The organism is Mesorhizobium sp. B4-1-1, from assembly GCF_006439375.1.
Lineage (GTDB): Bacteria > Pseudomonadota > Alphaproteobacteria > Rhizobiales > Rhizobiaceae > Mesorhizobium.
In genome coordinates this window covers 16,216-31,937 of the sequence record NZ_VFTH01000026.1, presented here as the reverse complement: position 1 = coordinate 31,937, position 15,722 = coordinate 16,216, and the positions used below count along the sequence as shown (strand labels likewise).

18 protein-coding genes and 3 tRNA genes are annotated in these 15,722 nt (G+C 63.3%); 16 read left to right on the top strand and 5 right to left on the bottom strand.

All coding sequences use genetic code 11. From position 1 onward, the window contains the following. Positions 1-115 precede the first annotated feature (115 nt). Positions 116-487, bottom strand: a complete 372-nt coding sequence (locus FJW10_RS26475) for a hypothetical protein (protein ID WP_246674377.1) — start codon at positions 485-487, stop codon at positions 116-118. A 196-nt stretch (positions 488-683) separates the two neighbouring features. On the opposite strand from FJW10_RS26475, the gene FJW10_RS26470 reads away from it, so the two are divergent. Then, positions 684-1,043 carry a hypothetical protein gene (locus FJW10_RS26470; RefSeq protein ID WP_140902266.1) on the top strand — a complete coding sequence of 120 codons (360 nt, stop codon included), beginning with the start codon at positions 684-686 and terminating at the stop codon, positions 1,041-1,043. Here FJW10_RS26470 and bhcR read toward each other — a convergent pair whose 3' ends face one another. Continuing rightward, entirely contained in the window at positions 1,044-1,865 is an 822-nt protein-coding gene (gene bhcR, locus FJW10_RS26465) for an HTH-type transcriptional regulator BhcR (RefSeq protein WP_140902265.1), read from the bottom strand. Positions 1,866-2,068: 203 nt separating this feature from the next. Here bhcR and gcl point away from each other — a divergent pair, with 203 nt between their 5' ends. The 3 genes from gcl to FJW10_RS26450 all read left to right on the top strand — a co-directional run bounded on the left by gcl (position 2,069) and on the right by FJW10_RS26450 (position 5,682). Beyond that, the gene (gcl, locus tag FJW10_RS26460) at positions 2,069-3,850 is read left to right on the top strand and encodes a glyoxylate carboligase (RefSeq protein ID WP_140902264.1); all 1,782 of its coding nucleotides are present in this window, start codon (positions 2,069-2,071) and stop codon (positions 3,848-3,850) included. A 26-nt stretch (positions 3,851-3,876) separates the two neighbouring features. After that, on the top strand, positions 3,877-4,674 hold the full coding sequence (gene otnI, locus FJW10_RS26455) for a 2-oxo-tetronate isomerase (RefSeq protein WP_140829713.1): 798 nt from the start codon (positions 3,877-3,879) through the stop codon (positions 4,672-4,674). A gap of 90 nt (positions 4,675-4,764) precedes the next feature. Continuing rightward, complete coding sequence (locus tag FJW10_RS26450) at positions 4,765-5,682, top strand: 2-hydroxy-3-oxopropionate reductase (protein WP_140902263.1); 918 nt, start codon at positions 4,765-4,767, stop codon at positions 5,680-5,682. 117 nt (positions 5,683-5,799) lie between these two features. On the opposite strand, the gene FJW10_RS26445 is transcribed toward FJW10_RS26450, so the two are convergent. Continuing rightward, positions 5,800-6,657: an RNA methyltransferase gene (locus FJW10_RS26445; RefSeq protein WP_140902262.1), complete on the bottom strand. Its 858-nt coding sequence runs from the start codon at positions 6,655-6,657 to the stop codon at positions 5,800-5,802. 200 nt (positions 6,658-6,857) lie between these two features. On the opposite strand from FJW10_RS26445, the gene FJW10_RS26440 reads away from it, so the two are divergent. Together FJW10_RS26440 and FJW10_RS26435 are read left to right on the top strand one after the other, a co-directional pair. After that, positions 6,858-6,942, top strand: a tRNA-Tyr gene (locus FJW10_RS26440). Positions 6,943-7,029: 87 nt separating this feature from the next. Next, positions 7,030-7,103: transfer RNA gene (locus FJW10_RS26435), tRNA-Gly, on the top strand. Between the two features lie 73 nt (positions 7,104-7,176). Here the strand turns inward: FJW10_RS26435 and FJW10_RS26430 are convergent. Continuing rightward, entirely contained in the window at positions 7,177-7,632 is a 456-nt protein-coding gene (locus FJW10_RS26430) for a YidB family protein (protein WP_140902261.1), read from the bottom strand. A gap of 129 nt (positions 7,633-7,761) precedes the next feature. On the opposite strand from FJW10_RS26430, the gene FJW10_RS26425 reads away from it, so the two are divergent. Together FJW10_RS26425 and FJW10_RS30580 are read left to right on the top strand one after the other, a co-directional pair. Next, on the top strand, positions 7,762-8,019 hold the full coding sequence (locus FJW10_RS26425; protein ID WP_027170387.1) for a GlsB/YeaQ/YmgE family stress response membrane protein: 258 nt from the start codon (positions 7,762-7,764) through the stop codon (positions 8,017-8,019). A 117-nt stretch (positions 8,020-8,136) separates the two neighbouring features. Continuing rightward, positions 8,137-8,304 (top strand): hypothetical protein, encoded by a 168-nt coding sequence (locus FJW10_RS30580; protein WP_181177672.1) that lies wholly within the window; start codon positions 8,137-8,139, stop codon positions 8,302-8,304. 3 nt (positions 8,305-8,307) lie between these two features. Here FJW10_RS30580 and FJW10_RS26420 read toward each other — a convergent pair whose 3' ends face one another. Continuing rightward, positions 8,308-9,195 (bottom strand): DMT family transporter, encoded by an 888-nt coding sequence (locus FJW10_RS26420; protein WP_140902260.1) that lies wholly within the window; start codon positions 9,193-9,195, stop codon positions 8,308-8,310. Positions 9,196-9,423: 228 nt separating this feature from the next. Between FJW10_RS26420 and tuf the strand changes: the two genes are divergently transcribed. The 8 genes from tuf to rplA all read left to right on the top strand — a co-directional run bounded on the left by tuf (position 9,424) and on the right by rplA (position 15,632). Beyond that, a complete protein-coding gene (tuf, locus tag FJW10_RS26415; protein ID WP_140646975.1) occupies positions 9,424-10,599 on the top strand; it encodes an elongation factor Tu in 1,176 nt (391 codons plus the stop codon). A gap of 219 nt (positions 10,600-10,818) precedes the next feature. Then, entirely contained in the window at positions 10,819-12,417 is a 1,599-nt protein-coding gene (locus tag FJW10_RS26410; protein ID WP_246674375.1) for a hypothetical protein, read from the top strand. A gap of 89 nt (positions 12,418-12,506) precedes the next feature. After that, positions 12,507-12,992: a group II truncated hemoglobin gene (locus FJW10_RS26405; protein WP_140902259.1), complete on the top strand. Its 486-nt coding sequence runs from the start codon at positions 12,507-12,509 to the stop codon at positions 12,990-12,992. A gap of 138 nt (positions 12,993-13,130) precedes the next feature. Continuing rightward, positions 13,131-13,206, top strand: a tRNA-Trp gene (locus FJW10_RS26400). Positions 13,207-13,556: 350 nt separating this feature from the next. Further along, positions 13,557-13,760 (top strand): preprotein translocase subunit SecE, encoded by a 204-nt coding sequence (gene secE, locus FJW10_RS26395; RefSeq protein WP_027170383.1) that lies wholly within the window; start codon positions 13,557-13,559, stop codon positions 13,758-13,760. A 27-nt stretch (positions 13,761-13,787) separates the two neighbouring features. Then, complete coding sequence (gene nusG, locus FJW10_RS26390) at positions 13,788-14,315, top strand: transcription termination/antitermination protein NusG (RefSeq protein WP_140545994.1); 528 nt, start codon at positions 13,788-13,790, stop codon at positions 14,313-14,315. Between the two features lie 185 nt (positions 14,316-14,500). Next, positions 14,501-14,929, top strand: coding sequence for a 50S ribosomal protein L11 (gene rplK, locus FJW10_RS26385; protein ID WP_095765524.1), 429 nt, complete (start codon positions 14,501-14,503; stop codon positions 14,927-14,929). A gap of 4 nt (positions 14,930-14,933) precedes the next feature. Beyond that, entirely contained in the window at positions 14,934-15,632 is a 699-nt protein-coding gene (rplA, locus tag FJW10_RS26380) for a 50S ribosomal protein L1 (protein ID WP_140637120.1), read from the top strand. Positions 15,633-15,722: the final 90 nt, after the last annotated feature.

The following is a 15,722-nucleotide window of genomic DNA, read 5'->3' as shown; positions in this document are numbered from 1 at the left end:
GAGCTAACCAACGACAGGAAGAGGGGCTGCGCGCGGCCCCTTTTCTTGCGTTTGACTGTTAGAGGACACGCCACATGGCTTAATTTGAAGCGGACAATTGTCCTGTTTCCGCCAGTTAGGAATTGGGCTTCAGCTCCGGCAACGCCAATCCCGCCATGCGGCAGGCGCCGCTGACTGAAATGTCGTTTATCGCGACGAGTTCGAAACTGTTTCCGGCATCGGAATAGATCTTGCCGATGAACGCTTCGCTGCTGCCGGGAGAGCCCTTGTCATCGACATAGCCGCACACAACGGTCTCGTCGCGGCCGTTCAGCGTGCGCTCTCCGGCAAGCATCGTTCCGAACTTTGCGGCGAGAGGGTTTCTCAGGTGCTGGCGGACGCCGGCGGTGATGATCTCCTCCAGGGCCAGTGAAATCGGAATGGGATCGACCTGTGGGTTGCTGCTGGGGCTGCCGACGGGTGCTGCCGGCGGCGGTGTCGTCGCCACGCATCCGCAAAGTGAAGCGGCGGACAGGAGATTAGCTGTTTTCCGCATCCATGCCCTTTCGCATGCATTCCAACGCCGCGGCAAGACAGCCCTGCGTCCGGCCCGGCCGCGGCCGGCTCTTGCGGAGCAACCACCGATGTACAGCGATTTTGCAAGCGTCTAGTCTGTCTTTGACGGCAATCGAGGGGAGGGTGGCTTGAACAATCAGGATCCCAGGGAAGAACGGGTCGAACCGGTTTTCCGCAACGGCACCATCACCATCGTCGGCATCCTGCTGGCGTTCTCGCTAGGCTTCATCACCCATTGGGCGGCCAACCCGATCCCATGGCAGACCTACCATCTGATTGCCGTCCTGCCGATCCTGGTCGGCATTGCGCTGCAGATCCGGGCGCTTGCCATTCTGCTCGACATCAAATCCCTGCAACGAAGCATTCATGACCGCGCCAGTCGCATATTCATCACCGGCCTCATCTTGGCGGCCTGTGGCGTCGGGCTGGCCATCTTGCTCGATTTCTTCGACATATCGGCAAAGAGCGCTTTGCCGGGCGCTTCCTAGTCAGAACGCTTTGCCGCCGCCGATCATCTTCGTCACTTCGACCGCGGCGTCGCGCACCAGCGGACCGATCTCGGCCAGCCGCTCGGGCGTGACGCGCACCGTTGGCCCGGACACCGAGACGCCGCCGATCGGCTCGCCATATTCGTTGAAGATGGCGGCGGCCACGCAGCGCATGCCGGGATGGCGTTCCTCGTCGTCGACCGACCAGCCGCGATGCTTGATGGTTGCCAGATCGTGGGCCAGCGCCGAGATGTCGGACAGCGTCTTGTCGGTATAGCGCTGCAGGCCCGCCTTGCGCAGGATGGCCGCGACCCGTTCGGGCTCGAGATGCGCCAGCACGGCCTTGCCGATGCCCGACGCATGGAAGGGGCTGCGTGTGCCCGGCCGGAAGAAGGCGCGGATCGCCTGATGCGTCTCGACCTGGCTGACGAAGACGACGCAATCGTCCTCGGCGACGCCGAGATTGGCTGTCTCGCCGGTCTTTTCCATGAGTTCCTGCATGACGATACGGGCTCGGTCGACGAGCTTGCGCCGGCGCAGAAAGGCCGCGCCCATGCGGTAGGTCTCGACGCCGACGGCCCAGAGCTGGTCGGTCGTGTCGAACTCGACCATGCCGTGGTTTTCCAGCGTCATCAGCATGCGATAGGCGGTGGAGGCCGCAATGCCGCTTTGCGCCGCGATCTCGCTGAGCGACAGCCCGCTAGCCTCGGCGACGATCGCCAGGATCCGCAGCGCCCGGTCGAGCGACTGTACCGACGCTGCTTCGGACGGGCCGTTGAAGGCGCGCGGCCGGCCGCGCTGGCGTTTTTCCGTCGTTTCCATGCTTGTCATTCTCGCCGATTTGACGGCGGGTGCAATGAAAAAGTTTTTCAGTGATCGTCGCGGTGGATTTTCTGGAAAACGAAAAACAAAATAAAATCAGCTAACAAGAGGGGTTTTCTGGAAATGAAAAAATATTCTGAAAAAATTGAAAAATCAAAGGCGCACTGTCATTATCAAGCCAACCAACGAAATGGAGACTTGTCATGGCCAGGATGCGTGCTGTCGACGCAGCGGTCCTCGTTCTCGAAAAGGAAGGCATCACCAATGCCTTCGGCGTGCCCGGCGCGGCGATCAACCCGCTCTATTCGGCACTGAAGGCGCGCGGCACCATCCGCCACGTGCTTGCCCGCCATGTCGAGGGCGCCTCGCACATGGCCGAGGGGTATACGCGGGCCAGGGCCGGCAATATCGGGCTGTGCATCGGCACCTCCGGTCCTGCCGGCACCGACATGATCACCGGTCTCTATTCGGCCGCGGCGGATTCGATCCCGATCCTCTGCATCACCGGCCAGGCGCCGCGCGCCCGTCTCAACAAGGAGGATTTCCAGGCCGTCGACATCGCTTCGATCGCCGCACCCGTCGCCAAATGGGCGGTCACCGTCATGGAGCCCTATCTGGTGCCGATGGCGCTGCAGAAGGCGTTCCACCTGATGCGCTCTTCGCGGCCGGGTCCGGTTCTGGTCGACCTGCCGGTCGACGTGCAATTGGCCGAGATCGAGTTCGACATCGATGCCTATGAGCCGCTTGCTCCGTTCAAGCCGGCGATGACGCGCGCCCAGGCTGAAAAGGCGCTTTCGATGCTAAACGAAGCGGAAAAGCCGCTGATCGTCGCCGGCGGCGGCATCATCAACGCCGACGCTTCCGATCTCTTGATCGAGTTCGCCGAAATCACCGGCGTGCCGGTCATCCCGACGCTGATGGGCTGGGGCGCGATCCCCGACGACCATCGGCTGATGGCCGGCATGTGCGGCCTGCAGACCTCGCACCGCTACGGCAATGCCACGATGCTGGCGTCCGACTTCGTCTTCGGCATCGGCAACCGCTGGGCCAACCGCCACACCGGCTCGGTCGACGTCTACACCAAGGGCAAGAAATTCATCCATGTCGACATCGAACCCACCCAGATCGGCCGCGTCTTCGCGCCGGATCTCGGTCTCGTCTCGGATGCGGGTGCCGCGCTGAAGATCCTGCTCGACGTCGCCACCGAATGGCGCACCGCCGGCAAGCTGCGCGACTGGTCGGGCTGGGCCAAGGAATGCCAGCAGCGCAAGAAGACGATGAAGCGCAAGACGCATTTCGAGCAGGTGCCGCTGAAGCCGCAGCGCGTCTATGAGGAAATGAACAAGGCGTTCGCCCGCGACACCACCTATGTCACCACGATCGGCCTGTCGCAGATCGCCGGCGCGCAGTTCCTTCACGTCTACAAGCCGCGCAACTGGATCAATTGCGGCCAGGCCGGCCCGCTCGGCTGGACGCTGCCGGCGGCGCTTGGCGTGCGCGCCGCCGATCCGGACCGCGATATCGTCGCGCTCTCCGGCGATTACGACTTCCAGTTCATGATCGAGGAACTGGCCGTCGGCGCGCAGCACAAGCTGCCTTACATCCACGTCGTCGTGAACAACGCCTATCTCGGCCTGATCCGCCAGGCGCAGCGCGGCTTTTCGATGGACTACGAGGTGAGCCTTGCCTTCGAGAACGTCAACCGTGCAGGCGATCCGGAGGCGGGCTACGGCGTCGACCATGTCGCGGTCGCCGAGGCGATGGGCTGCAAGGCGGTCCGCGTGAAGAAGCCCGAGGAATTCGCCGGCGCCTTCAAGGAAGCGCAGCGGCTGATGAAGGAGCACCAGGTTCCGGTCGTCCTCGAATTCATCCTCGAGCGTGTCACCAACATTTCCATGGGCACGGAAATCGACAAGATCACCGAGTTCGAGGAACTTGCCGAACGCAACGAGGATGCGCCGACGGCCATCATGATGTTGGATTGAGTTCAGCCGGGCGAAGGAGAAGAAGCATGCCGCGTTTTTCAGCCAATCTTTCGATGCTCTTCGGCGAGCATGAATTCCTCGATCGCTTCGACGCCGCGGCCCGCGCCGGCTTCAAGGGCGTTGAATATATCGGTCCCTATGATCATGCGCCGGACGTCGTCGCGGCGCGCCTGAAGAAGAACGGCCTCAGCCAGGTTCTCTTCAACCTGCCGGCCGGCGACTGGGCGAAGGGCGAGCGCGGCATTGCCGTGCTGCCGGACCGCGTGCCGGAATTCCGCCAGGGCGTCGCCAAGGCGATCAGCTACGCCCATGCGCTGGGCTGCGAGCAGATCAACTGTCTGGCTGGCATTGCGCCGCAGGGAGCTGACCGCACGGTGCTGGAGAACGTCTTTGCCGACAATCTCGCCTTCGCGGCCGAGAAGCTGGAGCAGGCCGGCATCAGGCTCTTGATCGAGCCGATCAACACCCGCGACATACCGGGCTTCTTCCTCAACTTCAGCGACCAGGCGCTGGCGCTGATCGACCGCATCGGCTCGAAGAATATCTATTTGCAGTACGACATCTATCACATGCAGATCATGGAGGGGGATCTCGCCCGTACCATCGAGGCGAACCTCGGTCGCATCGCGCATATCCAGCTTGCGGACAATCCCGGCCGTCACGAGCCGGGGACGGGCGAGATCAACTATCCTTTCCTCTACGACCACATCGACCGCCTCGGCTATTCCGGCTGGATCGGCGCCGAGTACAAGCCGAAAGCCGGCACGGAAGCCGGGCTCGGCTGGTTCCGCGAATTCGCCGGGCAGGGAAGCGCGGCGGCTTAAGAGCCGGCGCCGAGGCTGCCAATCTTGTCCGGCAGGACAGAGAGAGGCGCGAAGGAACGCGACCTCGACAATTACGACGGGAGAACATCAATGGAAACCATCGGTTTCATTGGCCTCGGCATCATGGGCGCGCCAATGGCGGGACATCTTCGTGACGCCGGCTACAAGGTCATCGCCAGCGATCACCGCTCCAAGCCGCCGGCCGATCTCTTGGCCAAGGGCCTGAAGACCGTTTCCGGCCACGACGCGGTGGCCGAGGCCGCCGACATCATCATCACCATGGTGCCTGACACCCCGCAGGTCGCCGACGTGCTGTTCGGCGAGAACGGCGTCGCCGCTGGGCTGTCGAAGGGCAAGCTCGTCATCGACATGAGCTCGATCTCGCCGATCGCGACCAAGGAATTCGCGAAGAAGATCAACGAGCTCGGCTGCGATTATCTCGACGCGCCGGTGTCGGGCGGCGAGGTCGGCGCCAAGGCTGCATCGCTGACCATCATGGTCGGCGGCGAGGAGAAGGCCTTTGAACGCGCCAGGCCGGTCTTCGAGAAGATGGGCAAGAACATCACGCTGGTCGGCCCGAATGGGGTCGGCCAGACCACCAAGGTCGCCAACCAGATCGTGGTCGCATTGACCATCGAAGCGGTCGGCGAAGCTCTCGTCTTTGCCTCGAAGGCCGGTGCCGATCCGGCCAAGGTCAGGCAGGCGCTGATGGGCGGGCTCGCCGCCTCGCGCATTCTCGAAGTGCATGGCGAGCGCATGATCAAGCGCACTTTTGCGCCCGGCTTCCGCATCGAACTGCACCAGAAGGACCTCAATCTGGCGTTGGAAGGCGCCAAGGCGCTGGGCGTGTCGCTGCCCAACACTTCAACGACACAGCAGCTGTTCAATTCCTGCGCCGCCAATGGCGGGTCCAGCGAAGATCACTCGGCGCTGGTCAGGGCGCTGGAGCGGATGGCGGCGCATGAGGTTGGCGCGGAAGCGGCGCAAGCCAAGGGCAAGGCGGCTTAGGTCAGGGGACGGCGGCTCAACGTTCCCACGCCGCTTGCTCTTTTCCTGTCAGAGAACGGGTTCCTGCGTCATCGCTGGGACCCGTTTTCGCTTCGGTGCCCAGGGACCGATCCGGGTTCAGCGCCTCAGGAATGCGTTCGCCGCGTAGAGGCTCACCGCCGCCGCGTTCGAGACGTTGAGCGAGTGGATGGCGCCCGGCATGTCGAGGCGAGCGAGCGCGGCTACCGTCTCGCGGGTCTTCTGGCGCAGGCCCTTGCCTTCGGCGCCCAGCACCAGGGCGATCTTTTCGCCGTCGAAGGATTTTTCCAGCTCGGCCGGGCCTTCGGAATCGAGTCCGATGGTCTGGAAACCGGCCTCGTGCAACTGACCCAGCGCATCGGCGAGGTTCTTCACCTCGATCTGGTCGATATGCTCCAGCGCGCCGGAGGCGGATTTGGCCAGCACGCCGGATTCCTGCGGGCTGTGGCGGGCGGTTGTGATCAGCGCGCCGGCGCCGAAGGCGACGGCGGAGCGCAGGATCGCGCCGACATTGTGCGGGTCCGTCACCTGGTCCAGCACCAGCACCAGCTTTGTGTCGCCGAGAGCGTCGAGACGCTTGGCCTTGAGCGGCTCCGCCTCGATCAGCACGCCCTGGTGCACGGCGTCGGATCCGGTGATCCTGTCGATGTCTTTCGGTTCGACCAGTTCGGCCTTGAAGGGCAGGGCGGCAAGGTCGCCGATCGAAAGCCGCTCGGCTGCGTTGCGGGTCACCAGCATCTTCCTGATCCTGCGGCGCGGATTGTCGAGCGCGGCCCGCACCGTGTGCAGGCCGTAAAGCCGCACCAGCCCGTCGGAGGGCGCGTCGCCCGGCTGCATCGGCTGGCGCGGCCGGAATGCCGGCGGCCCGCCCGCTTTCTGGTCGCGGTGCGCGCGCCTCAGCTTGGCGTAGTGGGTGTCCTTGCGCGTGCCGGGTTTGTTGCTTTTATCGTCGCTCATGACGGCTTCTATAGCCGTCCCGTCCGGCTAAGGATATGGGCTGAAGACATGAATGCCTGACATCCTCGAAAAACCCTCGCCGCGCCGGTTGACACCCACCGGCCTTGCCGCCATAAGGCGCTTCGCTGATTTCGGAGAAGATCTTACTCGGGCTTCGGATCGGCGAAAAATGCCTCGTTGCATGGCTCCGGCGGCAGACTGGAGAGGTGCCCGAGTGGTTAAAGGGGACGGACTGTAAATCCGTTGGCTTAGCCTACGTTGGTTCGAATCCAACCCTCTCCACCACTGCCGGCCCGGAAGCCCTGAAACGAAAAGTCCCGGACCGAAAGTGCATGGCGCTTTTCGGGTGAATCCGGTACCTTAGTGCAAGGCGCGGGTATAGCTCAGTGGTAGAGCAGCAGCCTTCCAAGCTGAATATGCGGGTTCGATTCCCGCTACCCGCTCCAGATTTTCTCCTCGCATCCCCCAAAGAAAACGCCGCGCGCCGTGGCACGCAGCGTTTCCATCTTATCCAGACGTTTAGCTGTTGAAGGCCGAGGCGACCTGATGGTTCTGCGGCACCTGGCCATTCGGCGTCAGCTTGTCGACGATGCCGGGCAGCGCCGTGGAGAGCTGCTGCAGCAATTCCTGCTCGTTCATACCGGTGCGCTGTGCGATCTCGCGGATCACCGCGGGGCCGAGCGCCGAGCCGAGATCGCCGGGGTTGATCGACTGGTTCTGGCCGGTGCCGACCCATGAATCGGCGACGTTGCCATGGCCGGCATTCTTCAGCTTGTCGAGCAGGCCGCCGAGACCGCCGAGCAGGCCGCCATCGGCGGACGCGTCGGTTCCCGTGGGCGTCGGCACCGGCGCTTGCGGCGTGGCCGCCTCTTCGCTTCTGCCGCTCAGCATCTTGCCGACCAAAAGCGCGCCGAGCGCGATCATCAGGGGTTTGGTGATATTGCCGCCCGGAACGGCATTGTCGAAAAGGCCCATAATGGATCTCCTTATCCAGCCAAGTCCGCCCGGCCCCACAATGGCGCAAACGGACGGAATTTCAAGCTGTCTTGAGCTTTTGACAATCATATGACCATGATGGCGCCGCGGGGAAATTTGGAGGGAATTATGGGCATTATCAGCTGGATCATTCTGGGCATCGTTGCCGGCTTCATCGGCAGCAAGATCGTCAACAAGACCGGTCAGGGCATGATCATGGATATCGTGCTCGGCATCGTCGGCGCCATTGTCGGCGGCGTTATCTTCAGCGCCTTCGGCGCGTCGGGCGTCACCGGCCTCAACATCTGGAGCCTGATCGTGGCCGTCATCGGCTCGGTCGTCGTGCTGTGGGCCTATCACCAGATTTCCGGCAAGCGCACGCTGTAGGGAATCAATGCGCGGCAGCTGAAAGGCTGCCGCGCACGGAATTGTCGAGGGCCGGCGCGCGAGGCGCGCCGCGGCCGGCTGGTTCGCTTTGGATCGTTGGGGCGGGGCAGTTCGGCAATGGCGGTGCAGATCGAAGGGCTTGCCGTTACCTACTATCCGATCCCGAAAAGCGGCACCAGCAGTGCCAGGGCCGCCTCGTTTATCCGCGAACGCTGCGCAACTTCATCGATTTTCTCGCAGCGCCCGCTGAAGAGAAGGGTAAGGCGTGTTGGGGTGATGCGGTAACGGTTAGGCGACCATGGCCAGTCGGCGCCTTCGTTCGTCGAGCGAGACGATCGCCAGGCCACTGGCCATCACAACCAGGATGCCGCAGACGGCGAGCGCGTTGGGAAACTGGCCGAACACCAGCAGCCCGGAAATGACCGCCCAGACGGTAAAGCAGTAATAGAAGGGCGCGACCGCGCTTGTCGGCCCGACCCGGTAGGCCATGAAGATGAAGAAATGGCCGAAGATCAGGAACAGGCCGGCGCCGGCGATCAGCAGCAGGTGATGTCCTTCCGGCATCACCCATCGCTCGGAGACGAGATGCGCCGCGCCTGAGCCGACCAGCACCACCACGACAGCCGAGATGGCGACGATCATGCCCGGCACCTCGGCGCCCACCTTGCGTCCGGCAAGGTCGCGCACCGCCGCGAAGGCGGCGTTGCCGAGCGCGAGCAGCGCGTAGACCGAAATGCCTTGCATGGTCGGCTGCGCCACCATGATCGCTCCGACAAAGCCAAGACCGATCAGCGCCATGCGCGTGGCGCCGATCTTTTCGCCGAACAGCATCGAGGAGCCGACCAGCACGATGAGCGGCGTGACCTGCCCGAGCGCGGTGGAATCCGCGATCTGCATGTTGGCCAAGGCGACGACATAGCAGAGGATCGCCAGAAGCTCGAACAGGTTGCGGCGCAGCACCTTGCGCTCGAAAAGCAGCGGGATCTGCCTTGCGTAGCCCAGCATCAGAAGCAGCGGCACGCCCCACAGCGCGGCGGCCGCGCCGCGCAGAAGGAGCACTTCATAGGGCGGCAGTCCAGCGGTCGCGAGCTTCATCATCGTGTCGTTGACGAGGTAGGACCCCGTCGAGACGATCATGAACAGCGGACCACGGATATTTGCCGGAATGAACTGCATCCGGCGAACAAGATCAGAGCGGCGCGGCGGCGGCAATGGGCCAGCCCGGAGCCTTTGATTTTACGCGTAGCGCCCTTATATCCGCGCCATATCCCACTGAAATCGACCGTTGGTTCGGGTCGAGCGGGAATCCGCTCAGCCACAAGGCACTTGTGTTTTTCGGCCGTTGTCGCTAATCGCCCCGCATTCGACTGAACTGAAGGTCAAGGCCGTCCAAGGAAAGAGACTATGGCAAAAGGTAAATTCGAGCGCACCAAGCCGCATGTGAACATTGGCACGATCGGCCACGTCGATCATGGCAAGACGTCGCTGACGGCGGCGATCACGAAGTATTTTGGCGAATACAAGCGCTATGACCAGATCGACGCGGCACCTGAAGAGAAGGCGCGCGGCATCACGATTTCGACGGCGCATGTCGAGTATGAGACGGCCAACCGTCACTATGCCCACGTCGACTGCCCCGGCCACGCCGACTATGTGAAGAACATGATCACGGGCGCGGCGCAGATGGACGGCGCGATCCTGGTCGTTTCGGCCGCCGACGGCCCGATGCCGCAGACCCGCGAGCACATCCTGCTTGCCCGCCAGGTCGGCGTTCCCTCGATCGTGGTGTTCCTGAACAAGGTCGACCAGGTCGACGACGCTGAGCTGCTGGAACTGGTCGAGCTCGAGGTTCGCGAGCTTCTGTCGAAGAACGAGTTCCCCGGCGACGACATTCCGATCGTCAAGGGTTCGGCTCTGGCTGCGTTGGAAGACTCCAACAAGACCATCGGCGAGGACGCCATCCGCGAGCTGATGGCGCAGGTCGACGCCTATATCCCGACGCCGGTTCGTCCGCTGGACAAGCCGTTCCTGATGCCGATCGAGGACGTGTTCTCGATCTCGGGCCGCGGCACGGTGGTGACCGGCCGCGTCGAGCGCGGCATCGTCAAGGTCGGCGAGGAACTGGAGATCGTCGGCATCCGTCCGACCACCAAGACGACCTGCACGGGCGTGGAGATGTTCCGCAAGCTGCTCGACCAGGGCCAGGCCGGCGACAACATCGGCGCGCTCTTGCGCGGCGTCGACCGTGAAGGCGTGGAGCGCGGCCAGGTTCTGGCCAAGCCCGGCACGGTCAAGCCGCACAAGAAGTTCGTGGCCGAAGCCTACATCCTGACCAAGGACGAGGGCGGCCGTCACACGCCGTTCTTCACCAACTACCGTCCGCAGTTCTACTTCCGCACGACGGACGTGACGGGCATCGTGACGCTGCCGGCCGGCACCGAGATGGTGATGCCCGGCGACAACATCACCGTCGACGTCGAGCTGATCGTGCCGATCGCCATGGAAGAGAAGCTGCGCTTCGCCATCCGTGAAGGCGGCCGCACCGTCGGTGCCGGCATCGTCGTCACCATCAAGGAATAATCGATCCGGGACTTGCCGGTTCGACAAGGAAAGGGCGGCCTTCGGGCCGCCCTTTTGTTTTGGAACGGTATCGCGCGGCCCTTTTCAAAGCTGTTGCAAGCCCCGTCCCCGCAACTAGTATGGGTTGTACTCAGGGGCTTGCCAGACGTGGTTTCCACATTCCGTTCAAAGACCATGCGGTGTTGGCGCGGGCTGCTTCGGCTGGGATTGGCCGCCGCCATGGGGCTGGCCGCCTTCGGCACCGCCGCAAAGGAGGAGCCGCCGGACTACGGTCCGGCGATGCGCTTCGTCGTCGTGCGCAGCAGCGCGCCGGGCTGCGAGCCGAACTGCCCGGAATGGATTTCCGCCGAAGGCACGATCGAGACCGGCACGCCGGCGCAGCTGAGACGCCTGCTGAAGACGCTCGGCGGAAGGCCACTGCCGATCGTCGTCAATTCTCCCGGCGGCAATGTCGATGCCGCGCTGCAGCTTGGCCGCATGGTCCGCAAGAACAAGCTCGATATCGCGGTCGGCATCACGGAGTTTTCCGGCTGCTCGCCGGGGATGAAGAACTGCTTGGACAATGACGGCAAGGACCAGCCCTATTCCGGCCTCGCTTATGACAGCGGCGCGATGTGTAATTCGGCCTGTCCGCTGATGTTTGCCGGCGGCATCCGCCGCGTGGTCGGCGAATGGGCCTATCTCGGTGTGCATCAGATCACCACCACCTACCAGCGCGAGAAGCTGCTCTACCGCACCACCTATCGGATCGTGAACGGCAAGAAGAAGATCGTCAGCACCAGGATCGTCAGCCGCAAGAATGCCGGCAGCTACAAGACCTACGAGATGAGCAAGGCGATCGAGAAGCGGCTGTCGGCCTATCTGAAGGAAATGGGTGTCGAGCAGGGCATGCTGGGCGTGATGAAGGCGACGCCTGCCAGCGACATCAGGCAGATCGAGCCCGAAGACATGCTGGAGATGAAACTCGTCACCAGTCTCGATTCGCTCGACCTGCTGACCGAGAGAACCATTTGCCAGCGCAATCCGGCGCCGGCGAATTGTCGCGAGGTTCCTGCGAGCGGCGTGCCCGTCGCGGTCGCGGCCGTCGAAGCCGGGCCTTCACCCATTGCGCCGGTTCCCGCGCCGGCGCCGCAGGACCGCGAACAGGAGATGCGCTTCGTTCTCGTTCGCGGCGGCAATCCGCTTTGCAATCCCGATTGTCCGGAATGGATTTCGGCGGAAGGCACGATCGCCGCAGGTACGGCTGACAAGCTTCGCCAACTGCTCGATACGATCCGTGAGCGCCGGTTACCCGTCGTAATCAACTCGCCGGGTGGAGATGTGCAGGCCGCGCTTGCCGCGGGCAGGCTGATCCGCGAGCGCGGCTTGGATGTTGCGGTCGCCCGAACGGATTTTCTCGACTGCGACCCGGGCACAGTGGGGTGCGTCGCACCCGACGGTCTCCATGCGGGCCTCACCATCGATACAGGCGGCGAATGCGACGCCGCCTGCGCGGTGATGATCGCCGGCGGCGTCCGGCGCCTGGTTGGCGCCGGTGCCCATTTTCTGGTGCATTCCATGGGCATGGAAGACAAGGTCAGGGCGTATCTTGACGAAATGGCGGTCGGCTCGGGCTTTTTCGTCGCCATGCAGTCGGCCGAATATGCGAAGCACAGGGAACTCAGCCGGGACGAACTGAAGACATTCGGGCTGACAACCGGGCCGCAATCGGTGGACGCGCTGACGGGCGCAACCATTTGCAGATCCGCACCCAGGCCGGACAATTGCCGGGTTCTTCCGGCCGCCGATGCCGAGGCAAAGGCGCCGGCGAAGCTCTAACGCCTTATACTGGCCATCGAGCGAGGTTGAGCAGGCCGGGGCGCTGCCGCTATCTTCCGTCCCAGCGTTGGCAAAGTGAAGGATCGGTGATGAGCGAGGACGTCCCGACTTTATATGCGTGGGCCGGCGGCGGCGAGGCGCTGAACCGGCTGACCCGGACCTTTTATGACAAGGTGGCTGCGGATCCGGTCGTCGGGCCGGTATTCAGGCACATGTCGCCGGATCACCCGGCGCATGTCGCCGCCTTCATCGGCGAAGTCTTTGGCGGGCCGAAGACCTACAGCGAGAAGCATGGCGGCCATCGCGAAATGGTGATGCATCACCTTGGCAAGCACCTGACCGAGGAACAGCGCCGCCGCTGGATCAATCTCCTTGCCGACGCGGCGGACGAGGTCGGCCTGCCGGACGACCCCGAGTTCCGCTCCGCCTTCATGGGCTATGTCGAATGGGGGTCGCGGCTGGCGAAGATGAACTCGAATCTGGGCGAGACCTGCGATCCCGAGACCGAGCCGATGCCGACCTGGGGCTGGGGCGTGCCGGGCGGACCTTATAAGCCGCCGACCGGGAAATCTTAAAGAGCGGGCGCGCCCGCGATCGATTGCCGGCAGCCACGCAATTCAGATTTCCGGCAAAGCTTTCAAAACCGCTGCCGAGTGCTCTTTACAGAGTGCTCGGAAGCTTTTAGGAAGCGCCTGCGCCGAACAAGCGCATGCACGGGCATAGCTCAGTTGGTAGAGCGGCGGTCTCCAAAACCGCAGGTCGTAGGTTCGAGCCCTGCTGCCCGTGCCATTTCCTCCAAACGGCAAAACAAAGCTCTTCCGGTTGAAAATCGGCGGGTGGCTTGCCATATCGTGGAAATTGGGGCATAAGCCCCGCATAGCCGGGACGGGACGACTGGATGGTTCCGAGGCGGCGTTAGGACATAAAGCGGGCCCTTGCCACTTGCGTGGATTAAGAATCGGTTTTATGTAGACAAGACAGACACGCGACGCGTGGAGCTGGGAAGCCGGCTTTACGCGTCTGATTTGCGTGGGTGAAATGGCGGCGCTGATTCGCGCCGCATAGAGCCCAGGCGGCACGTCCCGGTCAGCGGGATCATCCAGGAGGCCCGGCCAACGGGTCTTGAAAACAGGCGGCAGATGGCTTCGAAAACCACTAATCCCTTCACCTTTCTCCAGCAGGTTCGCGCGGAGACGGCCAAGGTGACATGGCCCTCGCGGCGCGAAACCATGATCTCGACCGTGATGGTCCTGGTGTTCGCGGTGATCGCGATGCTGTTCTTCTTCGCTGCCGATATTCTGATGGGCTACGCGATCGAGTGGATCCTGGGTCTCGGACATTAATTCGGCGGTTTACGGAGAGGTCGTGAAATGACTGCGCGGTGGTATATCGTCCACGCCTATTCGAACTTCGAGAAGAAGGTCGCCGAGGATATCGAGAACAAGGCCAAGCAGAAGGGCCTGTCCGGTGACATCGAGCAGATCGTCGTGCCGACCGAGAAGGTCGTCGAGATCCGCCGTGGGCGCAAGGTCGATGCCGAGCGCAAGTTCTTCCCGGGCTATGTGCTGTTGAAGGCCAATCTGACCGATGCCGTGTTCTCGCTGGTCAAGAACACGCCGAAGGTCACCGGCTTCCTGGGCGACTCCAAGCCCGTGCCGATCACCGAGACCGAGGCGCAGCGCATCCTGAACCAGGTCCAGGAAGGCGTCGAGCGGCCGAAGCCTTCGGTCACCTTCGAGATCGGCGAGGCGATCCGCGTTTCGGACGGTCCTTTCGCGTCGTTCAACGGCGTTGTCCAGGAAGTGGACGAGGAGCGTGCCCGCCTCAAGGTGGAAGTTTCGATCTTCGGGCGCGCCGTGCCCGTCGATCTGGAATTCGGACAGGTCGAAAAGGGCTGATCCGTAGACCCGCGCCGGAAGGCGTTGGTGCACCCGCGCCTCGAGGCGTCGGGAGCGGCGGCAGACGCCGCATGAACGGGTGGGAGGCGAAGGCGGCACAGCCGGCCGCCGGAACCGCACCACCAGACTGCAACCGCCGGCGTTGCCCGAGAATGGGGCCGGCATGAGAAAAGGCAGGAATAGAGATGGCTAAGAAAGTTGCAGGCCAGCTCAAGCTCCAGGTTGCCGCGGGCTCGGCCACGCCGTCGCCCCCGATCGGCCCGGCGCTTGGTCAGCGCGGCATCAACATCATGGAATTCTGCAAGGCGTTCAATGCGCAGACCCAGGAGCTCGAGAAGGGATCGCCGATCCCGGTCGTCATCACCTACTACCAGGACAAGTCGTTCACCTTCGTCATGAAGACGCCGCCGGTGAGCTACTTCCTGAAGAAGGCAGCCAACCTGAAGTCGGGCTCCAAGGAGCCGGGCAAGGTCAAGGCCGGCACGATCAGCCGCGACAAGGTGCGCGCGATCGCCGAGCAGAAGATGAAGGACCTGAACGCAAACGACGTCGAGGCGGCCATGCGCATGGTCGAGGGTTCCGCCCGCTCGATGGGCCTGGAAGTGGTGGGCTAAGATCATGGCAAAGATTGCAAAGCGTATTGCCAAGAGCCGCGAGGGCATCGATCCGAACAAGGCTTACGCCCTCTCCGAGGCGCTGCAGCTGCTCAAGGACCGGTCCAAGGTGAAGTTCGACGAGACCGTCGAGATATCGATGAACCTCGGCGTCGATCCGCGCCATGCCGACCAGATGGTCCGCGGCGTGGTCAACCTGCCGAACGGCACCGGCCGCTCGGTGCGCGTCGCGGTGTTTGCCCGTGGCGACAAGGCCGAGGAAGCCAAGGCCGCCGGCGCCGATATCGTTGGCGCCGAGGACCTTGTCGACATCGTCCAGAAGGGCACGATCGATTTCGATCGCTGCATCGCCACGCCGGACATGATGCCGCTGGTCGGTCGTCTGGGTAAGGTTCTCGGCCCGCGCGGCATGATGCCGAACCCGAAGGTCGGTACGGTGACCACCGATGTGGCCGCGGCCGTCAAGGCTTCGAAGGGCGGCGCCGTCGAGTTCCGCGTCGAGAAGGCCGGCATCGTCCAGGCCGGCGTCGGCAAGGTCTCGTTCGACGTCAAGGCGCTGGAAGAAAATGTCCGCGCCTTCGCCGATGCGGTGACCAAGGCCAAGCCCGCGGGCGCCAAGGGCAACTACGTCAAGAAGGTGTCGGTCACCTCGACGATGGGCCCCGGCCTCAAGCTCGATATCGCGACGCTCGCCGCGTCGTAAGTGTCATCTGATCGGCTAGGCCGATCGCAAAAGAATCCCGGACCGCCGATCCGTCGGCGGCCTGGTACCCCGGAAGCCGAAAGGTTTCCG

Coding starts and splice junctions, on each gene's coding strand:
- FJW10_RS26405 (WP_140902259.1), top strand. CDS start 12,507: ATGAGCGAGGACGTCCCGACTTTATATGCGTGGGCCGGCGGCGGCGAG.
- bhcR (WP_140902265.1), bottom strand. CDS start 1,865: ATGGAAACGACGGAAAAACGCCAGCGCGGCCGGCCGCGCGCCTTCAAC.
- otnI (WP_140829713.1), top strand. CDS start 3,877: ATGCCGCGTTTTTCAGCCAATCTTTCGATGCTCTTCGGCGAGCATGAA.
- FJW10_RS26450 (WP_140902263.1), top strand. CDS start 4,765: ATGGAAACCATCGGTTTCATTGGCCTCGGCATCATGGGCGCGCCAATG.
- FJW10_RS26410 (WP_246674375.1), top strand. CDS start 10,819: ATGGGGCTGGCCGCCTTCGGCACCGCCGCAAAGGAGGAGCCGCCGGAC.
- FJW10_RS26430 (WP_140902261.1), bottom strand. CDS start 7,632: ATGGGCCTTTTCGACAATGCCGTTCCGGGCGGCAATATCACCAAACCC.
- tuf (WP_140646975.1), top strand. CDS start 9,424: ATGGCAAAAGGTAAATTCGAGCGCACCAAGCCGCATGTGAACATTGGC.
- rplA (WP_140637120.1), top strand. CDS start 14,934: ATGGCAAAGATTGCAAAGCGTATTGCCAAGAGCCGCGAGGGCATCGAT.
- FJW10_RS26420 (WP_140902260.1), bottom strand. CDS start 9,195: ATGCAGTTCATTCCGGCAAATATCCGTGGTCCGCTGTTCATGATCGTC.
- FJW10_RS30580 (WP_181177672.1), top strand. CDS start 8,137: ATGGCGGTGCAGATCGAAGGGCTTGCCGTTACCTACTATCCGATCCCG.
- secE (WP_027170383.1), top strand. CDS start 13,557: ATGGCTTCGAAAACCACTAATCCCTTCACCTTTCTCCAGCAGGTTCGC.
- rplK (WP_095765524.1), top strand. CDS start 14,501: ATGGCTAAGAAAGTTGCAGGCCAGCTCAAGCTCCAGGTTGCCGCGGGC.
- nusG (WP_140545994.1), top strand. CDS start 13,788: ATGACTGCGCGGTGGTATATCGTCCACGCCTATTCGAACTTCGAGAAG.
- FJW10_RS26425 (WP_027170387.1), top strand. CDS start 7,762: ATGGGCATTATCAGCTGGATCATTCTGGGCATCGTTGCCGGCTTCATC.
- gcl (WP_140902264.1), top strand. CDS start 2,069: ATGGCCAGGATGCGTGCTGTCGACGCAGCGGTCCTCGTTCTCGAAAAG.
- FJW10_RS26445 (WP_140902262.1), bottom strand. CDS start 6,657: ATGAGCGACGATAAAAGCAACAAACCCGGCACGCGCAAGGACACCCAC.